The following is a 16072-nucleotide window of genomic DNA, read 5'->3' as shown; positions in this document are numbered from 1 at the left end:
GCTCTGCGGCTTCTCGGGGGTCGACGGGTTCTGCGCGCTCATGCGTCCACCCCCAGCTGCGACTCGACGATCTCGCGGTACGTGTCGTTGGTCTCGAGCAGCTCCTCGTGGGTGCCCACGCCGACCATGGTTCCTCCTTCAAGGACGACGATGCGATCGGCATCCGTGATCGTCGAGACGCGCTGCGCGACGACGATCTTCGTGACATGCGGGAGCTCCCGCCACAGCGCCTGTCTCAGGCGGGCGTCTGTGGTGAGATCGAGCGCCGAGAACGAGTCGTCGAAGACGAGGATCTGCGGCTGGTGCACGATCGCACGGGCGATGGCGAGGCGCTGGCGCTGACCGCCCGAGACGTTCGTGCCACCCTGGGCGATGCGCGAGTTCAGCCCGTCGGGCATCTCCTCGACGAAGTCGCGCCCCTGTGCGATCTCCAGCGCATGCCAGAGATCTTCATCGGTCGCGTCCTCACGGCCGTAGCGCAGGTTCGACGCCACGGTGCCCGTGAAGAGGAACGGGCGCTGGGGCACCAGGCCGATGCTCTGCCACAGCGCGTCGACGTCGGCTTCGCGCACGTCGGTCCCGCCCACGAAGGCGGCGCCTCCGGTGACGTCGAAAAGCCGAGGGATCAGGGAGACGAGTGTCGTCTTGCCCGCACCGGTGGATCCGACGATCGCGACGGTCTCCCCCGGTTCCGCGGCGAAGCTGATGCCGTGCAGGACAGGCGACTCCGCACCGGGGTAGGTGAACTCGACGGCGTCGAAGGCCACGGCTCCGGGGACGGGGAAGTCGCTGACGCCGTGCTCGGGGCGCGTCATGCTCGACGTCGAGTCGAGGACCTCGCCGACGCGCTCGGCCGAGACGGCGGCGCGCGGGATCATCATCGCCATGAAGCTCGACATGATGACACCCATCATGATCTGGCCGATGTACTGCATGAACGCGAAGAGCGTGCCGATCTCGACGGTGCCCGAGTTGACCTCGATGCCGCCGAACCAGATCACCGCGACGACCGTGACGTTGAGCACGAGCATGAACAGCGGGAACAGGAGCACGAAGAGGGAGCCGATCTTGCGGCCGACCACCATGATGTCGGTGTTCGCGCCGCGGAAGCGCTCTTCTTCGATCTCCTCGCGCACGAAGGCGCGCACGACGCGGACGCCGGTGAGCTGCTCGCGCATGATGCGGTTGACGTTGTCGATCTTCTTCTGCATGCTCCGGAACAGCGGCACCATGCGGCTGATGATCAAGAGGGCGATGATCAGCATGACCGGGACGGAGACGGCGATCAGCCAGCTGAGGCTGGCGTTCGTCACGACGGCCATGATGATGCCGCCGATGGCGAGCAGAGGCGCGGTGACGAACATCGTCGCGCCCATCATGGCGAGCATCTGGACCTGCTGCACGTCGTTCGTGTTGCGGGTGATGAGCGAGCCGGCGCCGAACTGCGACACCTCGCGCTCGGAGAATCCGCTCACCTTGGCGAAGACGTCGGCGCGGATGTCACGGCCGGCCCCCATGGCGGCCCTGGCGGCGAAGTAGGTCGCGATGACCGACGCGACGATCTGGCCGAGCGAGACGACGAGCATGAACAGGCCGGTGCGCCAGATGTACGCGGTGTCGCCCTGCGCGACGCCCTGGTCGATGAGGTCCTTGTTCAGGTTCGGCAGGTACAGCGACGCGAGGGCGCTGGCGAACTGGAACACCAGGACGCCAACGAGCAGCCATCGATATCGGGAGAGATAGCGGACGAGGATTTTTCCCAGCACAGGCGGACTTCCTTGAGGGGTTGGAACAGCGGATTTCTCGGCTGGCGGATGCCGACCGACAATCAGCCGCATCACAGATTGTCACGTGCCACGGACATTCGCATCCCCCTGAGGGGGGACCTTCGCTCACAGCGAACCTTATTTCGCTGCGGTCTGCGGTTTGTGCACTCGGGAGAACAACAGGACCGATGTCAGAACAGGGGGAGCTCCGGCACGTACGCCCGCGCGTCGGCCCCGGCATCCGGAGCCAGTTCGGCGATGGTCGGCGGGTTCCACTTCGGGTTGCGGTCCTTGTCGACCAGCTGCGCGCGGATGCCCTCCACGAGGTCGGGGTGCTCGTTCACGAACCACAGCACCCTGCGGTACTCGCCCTCCAGTGCCGCGCGCAGACCCGGGAGGTCCCTGGCCTCGCGGACCGCGTCGAGCGTGACGGCGAGACCGGTGGGGGCGAGGCCCTCCAGCAGGTCGGCGATCGCCGCGGCATCCGTGGTGCCCTGCGCCTTCAGACGCTCGACGATCTCGGCGACCGTCGGTGCGGAGAACGCCTCGTCGATCCACTCGCGCGATGCGGGCAGGACGGACGGCTCTGGCGTCTCATCGAAGAGCAGCACGATCTCCGCCGGCCCGGTCGGATCGGCACGGTAGGCCAGGGCCTCGCGCAGCGCCTCCAGCCGGTCGGAGGGCACGAAGTGGTCGGCGAAGCCGAGGTAGACGGCATCCGCGGCGTTCATGGTGCCGCCGGTGAGGCCGAAGTACTCCCCGAAGCGGCCGGGGGCGCGCCCGAGCAGCCAGGTGCCGCCGACGTCGGGGGTGAAGCCGATGCGGGTCTCCGGCATCGCCAGAGTCGAGCGCTCGGTGACGATGCGGATCGCCGCGTGACCGGCGAGGCCGATGCCGCCGCCCATCGTGATGCCGTCGGCGATCGCCACGACCGGCTTGGGGTACTCGGCGATCATCGCGTTCAGCGCGTACTCGGCCCGGAAGAACTGCGCGGTCTCCTCCGCCCTCCCCGCGACGATCTGCGCGTGCAGCGCACGGACGTCACCGCCGGCGCACAGACCCCGCTCGCCTTCGCCGTCCAGGACGACGATCTGCACGTCGGTGTCGTCGCGCCAGGCGTCGAGGGCCGCTGTCAGCTGCACGATCATGTCGTGGTCGAGGGCGTTGATCGCCTCAGGGCGGTTGAGCGTGAGCCGCCCGAGGGCTCCTTCGGTGCGGACGAGAACGCGCGGAGCAACGGTGGGATCGGTCACGAGAGCCAGGCTACTCCCGTTTCCGAGGTGCCCTTTTCACCGGGAAATGCGCGATCCTGCGGCTTTTCCGGCAGGATAGACAGAACTGCCCATGCAAGGAGAGGTCGCGGATGCCCGACGGACAGGTGCTCGAGTTCACGCGCGTCACGAAGCGTTTCAACGATGTGACGGCGGTGTCCGACTTCTCCGCTCGGGTCGAGCCCGGTGTCGTGACCGCTTTCCTCGGCCCGAACGGAGCCGGCAAGACGACCTCGCTGCGCATCCTGCTCGGCCAGGTGCGCCCGACCAGCGGTACGGCCACGATCGGCGGCGTGCCCTATGCAGACCTGCGCACCCCGTTGCGCACGATCGGCTCGGTGCTCGAGGAGACGGTCTACCGCCCTCGGCGCACGGCGGCCAGGCAGCTGACCATCGCCGCGAAGGCCAACGGCATCCCCCTCTCCCGTGTCGACGAGGTGCTCGCGCTCGTGGGCCTCGACGGTGAGGGCGAGGGCCGTATCGGCAGCTTCTCCCTCGGGATGCGGCAGCGCCTCAGCGTCGCGCACGCCCTGCTCGGCGACGCCGGAACCCTCGTCTTCGACGAGCCGGCCAACGGCCTCGACCCCGAGGGCATCCGCTGGATGCGCCTGCTGATGCGCCGCCTGGCCGATGAGGGTCGCACCGTCCTCGTCTCCTCGCACGTGCTGAGCGAGGTCGAGCAGGTCGCCGATCACGTGCTCGTGCTGTCGAAGGGCCAGCTGGTCCTGTCCAGCGGCATCGAGAGCCTCGCCGACCCCGCAGCCGGTTCGGTGGTGGTGGATGCCGCGGATCGCGCCGCTCTCACCTCCGCTCTCGCCGCCGCGGGGTTCGAGGTCGAGGTGCTGCGCTCGGGTCTCACCGTGCGCGGCGGAGACGCCAAGACCGTCGGATCGGTCGCAGCGGCCGCCGGCGTCGCACTGAGCACCCTCGTGCAGCGCGGACCGACGCTGGAGGACGTGTTCATCGATCTCGTGCGCGGAGGCAAGCTCGCGCCGCACGCCGAGGCCGTCGCCTCGCAGCTCGTGCTACCCGAGGCGCCCGCGTCGGCTGCGGACGACGCCGCCGACGAAGCCCCTGTGGAGGAGGGGCCCACTGAGGAACCCTCCGTCGACGCGCCCGCCGCCGTGGACGTGCTGCCGCTGGAGGCCGAGTCCGTTCCCGGAGACCCGCTGGCCGCCGCCGTGCTGACCGCCGGCGCGGGAGCGGCGATCGCCGAGGCCTCCTCTGCGGAGGATGCGGCCGATGCCGCCTCCGACGCGGTCGATGCCGCAGCGGACGCCGAGGATGCCGCGGCCGATGTCGATCACGCCGCCGCTGAGCTCGGGTACGCCGCAGACGCAGCGGATGCCGAGGACACGGCCGATGCGGCCGACGACGAGACAGACGACGACGCTGACACCGGCGCCGCAGAGGCGGAGGGCGAGGTCGCCGAGCCGACCGAGACCGAAGAGGCACCCTCTGCAGACGTCCCCGGAGGACCCTCGTTCGACGAGATCCTGTTCGGCACCGCGTCTGCCGACACCGGCGAGACGGCCACCGAGCCGCACGATGCCGACGAGGGCGCCGAGCACTCCGGCCTCGAGGTCTTCGAGGGCCTCGACTCCTCGGAGGACACGACCGCAGCATCCGAGCCGTCCGAGTCCGAGTCCGAGGCATCCGACACCGAAGCAACGGAATCCGAAGCAACGGAGACCGCGGGCGACGAAGCCTCGGAGACCGCGGGCGACGAAGCGTCGGAAACCACGAGCGAAGAGGATGCCGACCCTCGGGCGGCAGCCGTCTCGTCGATGCTCGCCGCCGCGGCTCGCGCCTACTACGAGGATGAGCCGAAGGACTACCCCTTCGGCGAGGCGCCCACGGGCGATGAGCAGGGGCAGGACGAGGGCGCGCACTGGTCGGTCGCCACGACCGGAGTGATCGACACTGTTCCGACCTCTGACGGCGAAAGCTCTTCCGACGAGGCTGCGCATGACGCGGGGAATCCCGCCGAGGGCGACCAGGCCTCCGACCACCACGAGCACGAGGGCCACGAGCACGAAGGTGAGCACCCCGAAGGTGAGCACCACGAGGCTGAGCACCCCGAAGGTGAGCGCCACGACGGCGAGCACCACGACCACCACCACGGCTGAACGCCGCTGACACGACGAACCCCTCCTGCCTGCGGGCACGGAGGGGTTCGTCGTGTGAAGCGGAGTCTCTGACGAGGTCAGGCGGGCCGCGGACGGATCACGGGACGGCGGCTCCCCTTGGACACCGGGACCGGAGCGGTGGCGACGATCTCCTCGACGTCGGCGGGCTCGTCGGACACGTCCAGACGGAGCGCCTGGGTCAGCGCGAGACCGTGGCTCGTCGTCAGGATGAGCCGGCGGTACTCGTGGTCTCCGTCGAGATCGATGACGACGCTCGGTCGCCGCCTGCGGATCAGGACGAAGTCGAGGCTGCCCGCGGTCTTCCAGGTTCCTGCGGCGAGCACTCCCGGGATGTGCGTGCCGGGGTTCGGCACTCCACGGAGCCACGTCCACGCGTCATCGGTGAGCTGCACCTTGGCGATGGTCTCGCGCTCGATGCGGATGTTGTCGCGGTGGAAGCTCGCGGCGCGCTCGATCGGCGAGAGCACGATCTCGAGTTGCGTCTGGTCCAGCAGCAACGTCACCATGCCACCAGTCTGCCAGCGGCATCCCCCCAGTTGTCTGGGTCTTGCTCACAGGAACGCAACGATCCCTTGTCGTGTTGATCCACTTCTCCCCTTCCCGCACGTCGAGATTCGAATATATGTACCATACTCGAGTCTCGGGGGGTCCGGAGACCGCCGAGGCGCGCGGAGGGGGCAGTCGTCAGGAGCGCGTCGCGTGAGCCGCCGCCGCAGCCGCGGCCGGGAGCGCCTGCTCGATGAGATCGAGCTCCTCGTCGCCGTGAGCGGCGGTGAGGAACCAGGCCTCGAACACGCTCGGCGGGAGCGCCACTCCCTGCTCGCGCATGGAGTGGAAGAACGGCGCGTACCGGAACGACTCCTGCGCCTGGGCCTCCGCGTAGTCGCGCGGCGCCGAAGCTCGGAACGAGGCGTTGAACAGGTTCCCCGCCTTCGCCACGGAGTGGGTGACCCCGGCCTCCGTCAGCGCGCCCTCGAGAGCCGCGACCAGGCGAGCGGATGCCGCGTCCACCGTCTCGTACACCTCCGGCGTCGCCAGGCGCAGCGTCGCGAGCCCCGCGGCGACCGAGAGCGGGTTCCCCGACAGCGTCCCGGCCTGGTACACCGGACCGAGGGGCGCGAGGAGGTCCATGATCTCGGCGCGTCCGCCGAGGGCCGCCAGCGGCATCCCCCCGCCGACGACCTTGCCGAAGGTGATGATGTCGGGGAGGTAGTCCTCGCCCGCCGCGGCCTGCAGGCCCCAGAAACCCGCGGGGTGCACGCGGAATCCGGTGAGCACCTCGTCGAGGATCATCAGGGCGCCGTGCTCGTGCGCGGTGTCGGCGATCAGGCGGTTGAACCCGGGAACCGGCGCCACTACGCCCATGTTGGCGGCCGACGCCTCGACGATCACGGCCGCGATGCGGTCGCCGTGCTCGGCGAAGACCGCCGCCAGCGCGTCGGGATCGTTGTAGCCGATGACGAGCGTCTGCGCGGCGATCGGGGCGGGGACGCCCGCGGATCCGGGGAGCGCGAGCGTCGCGATCCCCGATCCGGCCTCCGCCAGCAGTCCGTCGGAGTGGCCGTGATAGTGGCCGGCGAACTTCACGAGCAGGTCGCGACCGGTCGCGCCTCGCGCCAGGCGGATCGCGGTCATCGTCGCCTCGGTGCCCGTCGACACGAGACGGACGCGCTCGACCGGGCGCGCCTCGGCGAACCGCACACGGTCGGCGATCAGCGTCGCGAGCTCCACCTCGCCCTCCGTCGGGGCGCCGAACGACAGACCGCGCGTCGCGGCCTCCTGCACCGCCGCGACGACCTCCGGGTGCGCGTGACCGAGCAGAGCGGGCCCCCACGAGGCGACGAGGTCGACGTACTCGATGCCGGCGGCATCCGTCACCCTCGCCCCCTTGGCCGAGGCCAGGAAGCGTGGAGTGCCCCCCACCGAGCCATAGGCCCGCACGGGAGAGTTCACTCCGCCGGGGGTCACCGCGCGGGCGGCGGCGAACAGATCGTCATTGCGGTCGGTCATGAGAACTCCTCCGGATGGCGAAGGGGCGATCAGCCGCGCAGCCAGCGCGCGGCCTCGGTCGCCCAGTAGGTCAGCACGGCGTCGGCTCCGGCGCGGCGGATCGACAGCAGCGACTCCAGCACGGCGGCCCGACGATCGATCCAGCCGTTCGCGGCGGCGGCCTCGATCATCGCGTACTCGCCGGACACCTGATATGCCCAGACCGGAATATGCACGGTGTCGCGCACCTCCCTGAGCACGTCGAGGAAGGACATGGCGGGCTTCACCATGACGATGTCCGCGCCCTCGGCCTCGTCGACGACGGCCTCGCGCACGCCCTCCCTGCGGTTACCGGGGTCGAGCTGGTAGGTGCGGCGATCGCCGGTGAGCTGAGAGTCCACGGCCTCGCGGAACGGCCCGTAGAACGCGCTCGCGTACTTCGCGGCGTAGGCGAGCAGCAGCGTCGAGTGGAAGCCCTCGGCGTCGAGCGCCGCGCGGATGACGGCGACCTGGCCGTCCATCATCCCCGACAGTCCGAGCAGCTGGGAGCCGGCTCGCGCCTGCGCGAGCGCCATCGCGGTGTACCGCTCCAGGGTCGCGTCGTTGTCCACGGAGCCGTCAGCCGCGAGCACGCCGCAGTGGCCATGGTCGGTGAACTCGTCGAGACACAGATCGGTCTGCACCACGAGGGCGTCGCCCACCTCGGCGGCCAGCGCCTCGGTCGCGACGTTCAGGATGCCGGCGGGATCGTCGGCCCCCGAGCCGCGTGCATCGCGCACCGCGGGCACGCCGAACAGCATCACTCCGCCGACTCCGGCCTCGGCCGCGTCCACTGCGGCCGCCCGCAGGGAGTCGAGGGAGTGCTGCAGGACGCCGGGCATGGAGCCGATCGGCGAGGCCTCGGCGATGCCCTCCCTGACGAACAGCGGCAGCACGAGCTGACGCGGTTCGAGAGAGGTCTCGCGCACGAGATCACGCACGGCGGGCGACTGCCTCAGCCGACGGAGGCGGGTCTCGGGGAAGCTCACGGCGCGAACTCGTCGGCCGCGTGCGGAAGCGTGAAGTGCGACACCGCGTCGATGAGAGCATCCACCGTCTGCCGGTCGGCGACCACCGTGATCGGCAGCCCCGCCTTGCGGGCGTCGCGGGCGGTACGGGGCCCGATCGCGGCCAGCAGCGTCTCGTCGGGGATGTCGGGGAACTGCTCGCGCACCTGCTGAGCGACGGAGCCGCTGGTGATCAGGATCGCGTTGATGCGGCCGTTCTGCACATCGCGCATGATGCGATCGGTCACAGGGACTCCGACGGTGCGATAGGCCACCACGCTGTCGACGTCGTGCCCGGCCTTCTCCAGCAGCTTGCTCAGCACCGGCTTCGCGATCTCGCTGCGCAGCGCCAGGATGCGACGGGGCTCCGTCTCCAGCCCGATCAGCTGCTCGGCCATGCCCTCGGCCGAGTTGTCCTCGTCGGGCACCAGCGCGACCTCGTAACCCACGGCCTGCAGAGCCGCAGCGGTGGTCTCGCCGACCGCGGCGATCCTCGTGGTGCGGGGGACGACGGCGCGATGCGCGAACATCACGTCGACGGTCGTCGCGCTCGTGATCGTCAGCCAGTCGTACGCACCCGCTGCCAGCTGCTCCAGCGCCACGTCGAGCGCGGCCTGGTCGGTCGTGGGGGCGAAGTTGATGAGGGGCGCGACGACGGGCACCGCGCCCTGGGAACGCAGACTCGCGGCGACGCCGTCGCCCCACGGTCCGCCGCGGGGTACGAGGATGCGCCAGCCGTCCAGCGGTCGGTCCTGCTTTGAATCAGTCATGAGGAATGCTCTCGGGAGACGAGGTCAGCCGCCCCTTGATCGAGCAGCCGACGGGCAACAGTCAACCCGAGCTCGCGCGCTGCGTGCATCGGGTCTGCACCATCGGCAGCATCCGCTCCATTGCCACTGCCGTTCCGATGAATATACTCCCCGTTCAGGTCTTCCGTGACGTCGAGGCCGATTCTCCTGCCTCCGTCGGCCGCGTAGACGACCGTTCTGACGCGCACCGAGGCGCCGGAGACGACCGCGTGGGCGGCCATCGGCGCCTGGCATCCGGCGTCCAGCCCTTCGAGGATCGCACGTTCGACGGTGACCGCCACACGGGTCGCCTCGTCGTCCAGCTCCGCGAGCGCCGCGAGCAGCGCGGGAGCGGCATCCGTACGCGTCTCGACGGCGAGCGACCCCTGCCCGGGGGCGGTCGGCCACTCGGCGAGACCGAGCTCCTCGCGCCGCAGGGGCGAATCCGCCCCGAGGCGCGACAGGCCGGCGGCGGCGAGGATGACGGCATCCAGCTCCTCCGTCGCCACACGCTGCAGACGCGAGTCGACGTTGCCGCGGATGTCGACCACCCTGGCGCGCGGGGCCCGCCGTCGCACCTGCGCGATGCGACGCGGGGACCCCGTGCCGATGAGGCTTCCCGGCGGCAGCTCGTGCAGGGGGATGCCGTCGCGCGTGATCGCGACGTCGCGGGCGTCCTCGCGCACCGGCGTGGCGGCGATGACGAGGCCCTCGGGGATCGCCGTGGGCAGGTCCTTCAGCGAGTGCACGAGGAGATCGCACTCTCCGGCGAGGAGAGCCTCACGAAGACGGGTGGCGAAGATGCCCTGGCCGCCGATCTCCGACAGGGACGCACGGTTGGTGTCGCCCTCGCTGGTGATCGGAACGAGCTCGACGGGACGGCCGGCGACCTTCTCGAGGGCGGCGGCGACATGACCGGACTGCGCCTGCGCGAGCGCGCTGCGGCGGGTGCCCAACCTGATCGGGATGCTCATGGCGGGGCCTACTGCAGCACGTCCGCGATCTCATCGAACCGCAGTCGGCGCCCCGTGTAGAAGGGCACCTCCTCCTTCACGTACAGACGCGCGTCGGTGTAGCGCAGGTCGCGCATCAGGTCGACGAGCTCGGTGACGTCGTCGGCCTCGAGGGGAAGGAGCCACTCGTAGTCGCCGAGGGCGAACGCGGCGACCGTGTTCGCGATGACGCCGGTGAACGCGGCGCCCTTGCGGCCGTGATCGGCGAGCATCTTCCGGCGCTCCTCCTCCGGGGCGAGGTACCACTCCGGGGTACGCACGAACGGGTAGAGGCAGAGCCAGTCCTTGGGCTCGATGCCGCGGAGGAACCCGGGCACGTGCTGGCGGTTGAACTCGGCGTCGCGGTGCACGCCCATGACGTTCCACACGGGCAGGAGGGTGCGCAGCAGTTCGGTGCGACGAAGACGACGCAGCGCCTTCTGCAGGTCTTCGGCGGTGTCGCCGTGGAGCCACACCATCAGGTCGGCGTCGGCCTTGAGGCCGGAGACGTCGTAGAAGCCCCGCACGGTCACGCCGGAGTCTTCGATGTACGAGATGATCGTCTCGAGCTCAGTGGAGTCGGATTCGGTCACCGGGACGTCGGGATTGCGTCGCCAGACCGCCCAGAGGGTGAAGCCGGACGGGTTCTCTTCGCGCTCTTCGGACATGCACCCAGTCTGCCCCCTTTGCGGGACGGGTGCGAACCCGCGGAGGAACCCGACCCCCGTCGGCGCGGGGAAGGATGCTCAGCGCGAGGCTGCGCGCGCGATGACCCACACGAGGCTGCCCGCGACGGCGGCCAGGGCGACTGCGCCCGCGATCGCCCCGACCGGGTTGCGGTCGGCGAATCGCCGCGCCTTCGCCGCTGCGCGCACGGAGGCCTTCTCGATGCGCCGGGGGAAGTTGCCCTTGACCTCGATCGCGGCGAGCGCCGCCTTGAGCTCGGCCCTCGCCGAGGCCACAGGGTCGACGATGCCGGCCGGGACCGCGGTCTTCGGCAGCGAGCCGGTGCTGTCAGAGTTCGTCATCGCCTGAGCCCTTCGCGATCTTGATGTCGGCGGCCACCGCCTGAGCAGGGTTCTCCCGCGCCAGCACCTTGCGGAACTTCAGGATGCCGAGCAGTGCGAAGAACAGCACGGCCAGGATCAGGATGCCGAACACGGCGATGGCCGAGAGCCAGACCGGCCACCAGGACGAGAGCCCGGCGATGGCGAACACCAGGACCACGGGCACGGCCCAGAACAGGAAGAACAGGGCGACCAGGAACCACACGGAGCCGATGCCGGCATCCTTCGAGGTCTTCGCGACCCACGCCTTGGCCGCGTCGATCTCGGCCTTGACGAGGTTCGTGACCAGGTCGGGGAGGTCGCCGATGAGGGTCAGCAGGCTGTCGTCCGCACGATCCCGATATCCGCGGGGCATGTCAGTCGTCGGCCTTCTTCGGAGCCGCGGGCTTCTTCGCCGCGGCAGGCTTCTTCACTGTCGCGCTCTTCGCGTCGTGCTCCGCTCGGCGCTTGGCCTCGGCCACCGCATCCTCCGTCGCCTTGGCGAGGTCGTCTGCCGCGTCCTTGCCGGTGGCGATCGCCGAGTCGAGCCGCTGGCCGGGGGTGCCGTTGCCGCTGGCCGACTTCGCGATCTTGACGACGCCGGTCCAGATCGCGCCGGGGACGGCCGCAGCCTTGTCGCCCACGTAGGACTTGACCTTCGTGACCTGCTCCTGGACGGGGTCGAGGTGCCAGACCTTGAGCCACTGCGTCTTGATCTGCTCGTAGCGCTCGCGCCCGGCTCGCGTGCCGAGGACGTATCCGACGCCGAGTCCGACGACGAGTCCGATCTTCCCCTTCATGGGGTCTCCTCTACGTAGTTCCGGTGTGGACGCCTGAGGCGAACCGGCGATTCGGAACCGCCGACCAGGTACCCAGCGTAACCCCATATGCCGATTTCGGCATCTACACGTGAGGGGGTTGACAAGCAGATGACGAAAGACGTCCTCATCGGAGGGCGATCAGCCCCACAGCAGCGCGCGGCGGAGGCGGTCGGCCTCCTCCTTCGCATCGGGGATCACCTGGGCGAGGCCGGTTCCCGCGAGCCACGCACCGACGGCGGCGAGGCCGGGCACGGCCTGCACGGCCGCACGCGCGGCCGCACGACGATCGCCCGATCCGATGATCGACGCCGGCTGCGACTGCACGAACCGGGCACGGTGCGAGGCCACGAGGGCGCTCTCGTCCAGGGCGACACCGAGAAGGGCGGATGCCTCGCGCAGCGCGAGCCTCGCCGCATCCGCGTCGTCCAGCGCCGACGTCGCCGCGGCCTCGCCCTGGGCGCCGAACGACACCCGCACGACCTGCCGCTCGCCGGCCGCCTCACGCACCCACCGCCACTTCGCACTCGAGTGGGTGAGCGCCTTCGCGGTGTGCGAGCCCGGCACCGTCAGCACCCCGGTGCCCCGCGGCGCGGAGGCGAGCTCTGCGGCATCGAGCAGCAGGGTCACGATCTCGATCTCGGGGGCGGTCGCCGCGTCGGTGCGCGAGAGCGCGGGAGCCGAGGACGCGAGGAGCTCACGGGCCGTCGCCTCCGGGGTCGCGACGATCACGGCATCCGCGGTGAGGACGAGCTCCTCGGAGGTCGGCTCCTCGTTCGTGTCGTCGGCGGGGACGGCGGGCGCCGCAGCGGCTGCCGCGGGGATCTCGGCCGTCACCGTCCACGTCGCGTCCGACCGGGAGACGCCGGAGACCTCCGCGCGGGTGCGGACAACCCCGCCGAGGCTCTCGATGTCGGCGACGAGCGCATCGACCAGCCCTGACATGCCGCCGTCGAGTCCCTCGACCGCGGACCCCGGCGCTTTCGCCGAACGGGCGGCGCTCTCGTCGCGCAGCGCCTGCACGGCACCCGAGAGCGAGCCGACGCTGGTGAGCGCGGCGTTGAGACCGGGGGCGGCGATGTCGACGTCGACGTCTTCGGGGAGCGCCGAGTACACCCCTGTCGTCACCGGGGCAACGAGGCGGTCGCGCACCTTCGCGCCCATGCGGGAGGAGACCAGCTTGCCGAGGCTGTGCTTGTGGCCGATCGTCAGCGGCGGGCGCACGCGGTCGAGGTAGGCGCGCCAGACGCCGGACCAGCCGATGATGCGGCGCACGTCGTCCTGGAACGGGTTCGCGGGGATGCCGAGGATGCCGCCGACCGGCAGCGCCGCCGCTCCCACACCGGGGATGCCGGCGAGCCAGGCCCCGCCCGCTGCGGGGGCGACGATGTGGTCGGCGAGGCCGAGGTCGTCGAGCAGCGCCCTGACGTGCCCGCCCCTCGTCGCGAAGCTCTCCGCGCCGGCGTCGACCGCGATGCCGCCCAGGTCAGCACGACGGATCGCGCCGCCGGCGGCATCCGCCGCCTCCAGCACCGTCACGCGCATGCCGACCTTCACGCACTCGCGCGCCGCGATCAGCCCGCCGATGCCGCCGCCGATCACGATGACATGCTTCTCTGCGGCGAGGGCGGCGAGGTCTTCAGGGCGTGCGGTCATGCCTTCCATCCTCGCTCATCGCGAGCGCCTCACGAGAGCGGGCCGCCCGTCGGAAACCGTTCCCACTTGCCGTCCGGACGCGTGATGGCTACTGTTTAGCCAGATAGCTAACAAGCGAAGGAGTGAAGATGCGCGTCGCCATCACCGGAGGCACCGGCTTCGTCGGGAGGAACCTCGCCGCACGCCTCGACGACGCGGTCGTCGTCTCGCGTCGCAACGGCGTCGACGTCACCGACGTCGACGCGCTCACCGAGGCGTTCCGCGGGTGCGACGCCGTCGCGCACTGCGCGGGCATCAATCGCGAGCTGGGCGACCAGACCTTCCGCCGCGTGCACGTCGAGGGGACCCGCGCGGTCGTCGAGGCCGCGCGGCGAGCAGGGGTCGGCCGCATCGTGATGGTCAGCTTCCTGCGGGCGCGCGCCGACTGCGGCTCCGGCTATCACGAGTCGAAGTGGGAGGCCGAGGAGATCGTGCGCGGTTCCGGCATCCCGCACACGATCCTCAAGTCCGGCATGATCTACGGACCCGGCGACCACATGGTCGACCACGTCACGAAAGCCGTGCGGACGCTGCCGTTCTTCTGGACCGTGGGCTTCCGCGAGCGCACCGCACGACCCGTCCCCGTGGACGACGCGGTCGAGGTGCTCCTCGCCGCCCTCGAGGGCCGCATCCCCGACCCCACGGTCGCCGTGATGGGAGTCGACGAGGTGACTCTGGGCGAGGCGATCCGCCGCATCGCCCGCGTCGCCGGTCGCAGACCCGCCTACCTCCCCGTGCCGGTGTGGACCATCCGCCTCCTCGCGCGGATCACGGAGCGGCTCATGGTCGTGCCGCTCGTGGCGAGAGCGCAGGCCCGGATGCTCGCCGAGGGCGTGAGCGGGGCCGCCCCGCCGGCACCGGAGCCGCCCGTGGGCATCCGTCCGTCACGCGGGTTCACCGACGAGCGGATCCGCGCCGCGCTCCCGGAGGGCCGGTTCGGGCTGAGCGACCTGAGGATCGCACTCCCCCGCCGCCGCTGATCCCCGTCACGCCGCCGTGCCGATCCCCCGTCGCGTGGCCGTGCTGAACCTCTGTCGCGCCGCCGTTCCGGTCCCCCGCCGCTCCGCCGTGCTGAACCTCTGTCGCGCCGCCGTTCTCATCCCCCGCCGCTCCGCCGTGCCGACCCCCGCCGCTCCGCCGTTCGGGAGGAGAAAACACGTTCGGGCTGAGGAATTACGCGCAGGTCTCCTCCCGAGCGTGCGAACTCCTCCCGAACGTGCGAGGTGCTCCCGAACGTGCGAACTCCTCCCGAACGCGCGAGGTGCTCCCGAACGTGCGAACTCCTCCCGAACGTGCGAGGCGCTCCGCGCCTAGGCGCACCGGGAGACGCGCGGTCAGCTCGGGCAGAGCCCCTCAGACCGCGTGCACCAGTTCGACAATGCGGGTGAGCTGGTCGGGATCCGTCTCCGGAGGCACGCCGTGACCGAGGTTGAGGATGTGCGCGCGGGCCGCGCGGCCCCGCTCGAGGACCTCCCGCACGTGCGCCTCCAGCACCGGCCACGGGGCGCTCAGCAGCGCGGGGTCGATGTTGCCCTGCACGGTGACGCCGTCGCCGAGGATCGCCGCGGCTTCGTCGAGCGGCTGGCGCCAGTCGACTCCTACGCCGTCGGCGATGCCGCCCAGGCGCATGTCGGCGAGGAACGGACCGGTGCCGACGCCGAAGTGGATGGTCGGGATGCCGATGCCGGCCAGCGCCGCGTGCGAGTGCGGAGCGACGAAGGCACGGTAGTCCGCCGGGCTGAGCGACCCCGCCCACGAGTCGAACAGCTGGACGACGGAGGCTCCGGCATCCCTCTGGATCTCCAGGAAACGGCGCGAGACACGGGCGAGCCAGCCGGCGAGGCGGTTCCAGGACTCGGGGTCGGCGTGTATCATCGCCCGAGCGCGCAGGTGCTCCTTCGACGGCCCTCCCTCCACGAGGTAGGCGGCGAGGGTGAACGGGGCTCCCGCGAACCCGATCAGCGGGGTGTCGCCGAGCTCGTCCGTGACGATCCCCACGGCGGCGGCGATGGCGGATCCGTCGAGGTCGGCGGGGTCGATCGCGGTGATCCGCTCGACGTCGGCCGCGGTCCGCACGGGGTTTGCGAACACCGGGCCGCGCCCAGGCTCGATCTCCACCTCGACGCCGGCGAGGCGCAGCGGGATGACGATGTCGCTGAAGAAGACCGCCGCGTCGACGCCGTGCCTGCGCACCGGCTGCAGCGTGATCTCCGCCGCGAGCTCCGGAGTGAGGCAGGCGTCGAGCATCCTCGTGCCGACGCGGAGATCGCGGTACTCGGGCAGGGAACGGCCCGCCTGTCGCATGAACCAGACCGGGGTCTGCTCGGGTCGGTGTCCGGCGAGGGCGCGCAGCAGCGGAGCGTCAGAGAGGGCCATGCGTCCATCCTCCCATCCGGGGTCTATGGGCCGGCTGCGCTCCAGAACTCCGGAGATCCGGGGCCGCGCCGGCCCGGGTGGGCGCATGATCCCCCGCCCACCCGGTGATGTCCGGCGTACGGGCGGACGGTTCTC

15 protein-coding genes are annotated in these 16072 nt (G+C 70.8%); 2 read left to right on the top strand and 13 right to left on the bottom strand.

What is annotated here, in order from left to right; all coding sequences use genetic code 11:
• Positions 1 to 38: 38 nt before the first annotated feature.
• Positions 39 to 1766: an ABC transporter ATP-binding protein gene (locus tag ACFVRO_RS06165; RefSeq protein ID WP_386950380.1), complete on the bottom strand. Its 1728-nt coding sequence runs from the start codon at positions 1764 to 1766 to the stop codon at positions 39 to 41.
• 191 nt (positions 1767 to 1957) lie between these two features.
• The gene (locus ACFVRO_RS06160) at positions 1958 to 3019 is read right to left on the bottom strand and encodes an enoyl-CoA hydratase/isomerase family protein (RefSeq protein ID WP_386950377.1); all 1062 of its coding nucleotides are present in this window, start codon (positions 3017 to 3019) and stop codon (positions 1958 to 1960) included.
• Between the two features lie 110 nt (positions 3020 to 3129).
• Between ACFVRO_RS06160 and ACFVRO_RS06155 the strand changes: the two genes are divergently transcribed.
• Positions 3130 to 5166: an ATP-binding cassette domain-containing protein gene (locus ACFVRO_RS06155; protein WP_386950375.1), complete on the top strand. Its 2037-nt coding sequence runs from the start codon at positions 3130 to 3132 to the stop codon at positions 5164 to 5166.
• A 77-nt stretch (positions 5167 to 5243) separates the two neighbouring features.
• On the opposite strand, the gene ACFVRO_RS06150 is transcribed toward ACFVRO_RS06155, so the two are convergent.
• The 10 genes from ACFVRO_RS06150 to ACFVRO_RS06105 form a co-directional block, all read right to left on the bottom strand.
• Positions 5244 to 5693 carry a hypothetical protein gene (locus tag ACFVRO_RS06150; RefSeq protein ID WP_105674248.1) on the bottom strand — a complete coding sequence of 150 codons (450 nt, stop codon included), beginning with the start codon at positions 5691 to 5693 and terminating at the stop codon, positions 5244 to 5246.
• 178 nt (positions 5694 to 5871) lie between these two features.
• Positions 5872 to 7197 carry a glutamate-1-semialdehyde 2,1-aminomutase gene (locus tag ACFVRO_RS06145; protein WP_386950372.1) on the bottom strand — a complete coding sequence of 442 codons (1326 nt, stop codon included), beginning with the start codon at positions 7195 to 7197 and terminating at the stop codon, positions 5872 to 5874.
• A gap of 29 nt (positions 7198 to 7226) precedes the next feature.
• Complete coding sequence (hemB, locus tag ACFVRO_RS06140) at positions 7227 to 8204, bottom strand: porphobilinogen synthase (RefSeq protein ID WP_386950369.1); 978 nt, start codon at positions 8202 to 8204, stop codon at positions 7227 to 7229.
• Positions 8201 to 8992, bottom strand: a complete 792-nt coding sequence (locus ACFVRO_RS06135) for a uroporphyrinogen-III synthase (RefSeq protein WP_344013093.1) — start codon at positions 8990 to 8992, stop codon at positions 8201 to 8203. The genes hemB and ACFVRO_RS06135 overlap by 4 nt, the downstream gene beginning before the upstream one ends.
• The gene (hemC, locus tag ACFVRO_RS06130) at positions 8989 to 9984 is read right to left on the bottom strand and encodes a hydroxymethylbilane synthase (RefSeq protein ID WP_386950366.1); all 996 of its coding nucleotides are present in this window, start codon (positions 9982 to 9984) and stop codon (positions 8989 to 8991) included. The genes ACFVRO_RS06135 and hemC overlap by 4 nt, the downstream gene beginning before the upstream one ends.
• 8 nt (positions 9985 to 9992) lie before the next feature.
• On the bottom strand, positions 9993 to 10670 hold the full coding sequence (hemQ, locus tag ACFVRO_RS06125; protein WP_386950363.1) for a hydrogen peroxide-dependent heme synthase: 678 nt from the start codon (positions 10668 to 10670) through the stop codon (positions 9993 to 9995).
• A gap of 78 nt (positions 10671 to 10748) precedes the next feature.
• Positions 10749 to 11030: a hypothetical protein gene (locus ACFVRO_RS06120; protein ID WP_341941124.1), complete on the bottom strand. Its 282-nt coding sequence runs from the start codon at positions 11028 to 11030 to the stop codon at positions 10749 to 10751.
• On the bottom strand, positions 11017 to 11424 hold the full coding sequence (locus ACFVRO_RS06115) for a phage holin family protein (RefSeq protein WP_105674262.1): 408 nt from the start codon (positions 11422 to 11424) through the stop codon (positions 11017 to 11019). The genes ACFVRO_RS06120 and ACFVRO_RS06115 overlap by 14 nt, the downstream gene beginning before the upstream one ends.
• A 1-nt stretch (position 11425) precedes the next feature.
• Entirely contained in the window at positions 11426 to 11848 is a 423-nt protein-coding gene (locus ACFVRO_RS06110) for a hypothetical protein (protein ID WP_386950360.1), read from the bottom strand.
• Positions 11849 to 12007: 159 nt separating this feature from the next.
• Positions 12008 to 13522 (bottom strand): protoporphyrinogen/coproporphyrinogen oxidase, encoded by a 1515-nt coding sequence (locus tag ACFVRO_RS06105; protein ID WP_386950357.1) that lies wholly within the window; start codon positions 13520 to 13522, stop codon positions 12008 to 12010.
• Positions 13523 to 13650: 128 nt separating this feature from the next.
• Between ACFVRO_RS06105 and ACFVRO_RS06100 the strand changes: the two genes are divergently transcribed.
• Positions 13651 to 14541: an NAD(P)H-binding protein gene (locus tag ACFVRO_RS06100; protein WP_386950355.1), complete on the top strand. Its 891-nt coding sequence runs from the start codon at positions 13651 to 13653 to the stop codon at positions 14539 to 14541.
• Positions 14542 to 14914: 373 nt separating this feature from the next.
• Here the strand turns inward: ACFVRO_RS06100 and hemE are convergent, their stop codons facing one another.
• Positions 14915 to 15937: a uroporphyrinogen decarboxylase gene (gene hemE, locus ACFVRO_RS06095; protein WP_386950352.1), complete on the bottom strand. Its 1023-nt coding sequence runs from the start codon at positions 15935 to 15937 to the stop codon at positions 14915 to 14917.
• Positions 15938 to 16072: the final 135 nt, after the last annotated feature.

The organism is Microbacterium sp. NPDC057944 (assembly GCF_042887445.1).
Classification (GTDB): domain Bacteria; phylum Actinomycetota; class Actinomycetes; order Actinomycetales; family Microbacteriaceae; genus Microbacterium; species Microbacterium natoriense.
Note: the sequence above shows the minus strand (reverse complement) of the source record. Positions and strands in the feature narration are given on the sequence as shown.

Bases quoted from the DNA above. Each gene is read 5' to 3' on its own strand.
- hemE (WP_386950352.1), bottom strand. From the start codon at position 15,937: ATGGCCCTCTCTGACGCTCCGCTGCTGCGCGCCCTCGCCGGACACCGA.
- ACFVRO_RS06150 (WP_105674248.1), bottom strand. From the start codon at position 5,693: ATGGTGACGTTGCTGCTGGACCAGACGCAACTCGAGATCGTGCTCTCG.
- ACFVRO_RS06155 (WP_386950375.1), top strand. From the start codon at position 3,130: ATGCCCGACGGACAGGTGCTCGAGTTCACGCGCGTCACGAAGCGTTTC.
- ACFVRO_RS06105 (WP_386950357.1), bottom strand. From the start codon at position 13,522: ATGACCGCACGCCCTGAAGACCTCGCCGCCCTCGCCGCAGAGAAGCAT.
- ACFVRO_RS06135 (WP_344013093.1), bottom strand. From the start codon at position 8,992: ATGACTGATTCAAAGCAGGACCGACCGCTGGACGGCTGGCGCATCCTC.
- ACFVRO_RS06110 (WP_386950360.1), bottom strand. From the start codon at position 11,848: ATGAAGGGGAAGATCGGACTCGTCGTCGGACTCGGCGTCGGATACGTC.
- hemQ (WP_386950363.1), bottom strand. From the start codon at position 10,670: ATGTCCGAAGAGCGCGAAGAGAACCCGTCCGGCTTCACCCTCTGGGCG.
- hemC (WP_386950366.1), bottom strand. From the start codon at position 9,984: ATGAGCATCCCGATCAGGTTGGGCACCCGCCGCAGCGCGCTCGCGCAG.
- ACFVRO_RS06120 (WP_341941124.1), bottom strand. From the start codon at position 11,030: ATGACGAACTCTGACAGCACCGGCTCGCTGCCGAAGACCGCGGTCCCG.
- ACFVRO_RS06100 (WP_386950355.1), top strand. From the start codon at position 13,651: ATGCGCGTCGCCATCACCGGAGGCACCGGCTTCGTCGGGAGGAACCTC.
- ACFVRO_RS06115 (WP_105674262.1), bottom strand. From the start codon at position 11,424: ATGCCCCGCGGATATCGGGATCGTGCGGACGACAGCCTGCTGACCCTC.
- ACFVRO_RS06145 (WP_386950372.1), bottom strand. From the start codon at position 7,197: ATGACCGACCGCAATGACGATCTGTTCGCCGCCGCCCGCGCGGTGACC.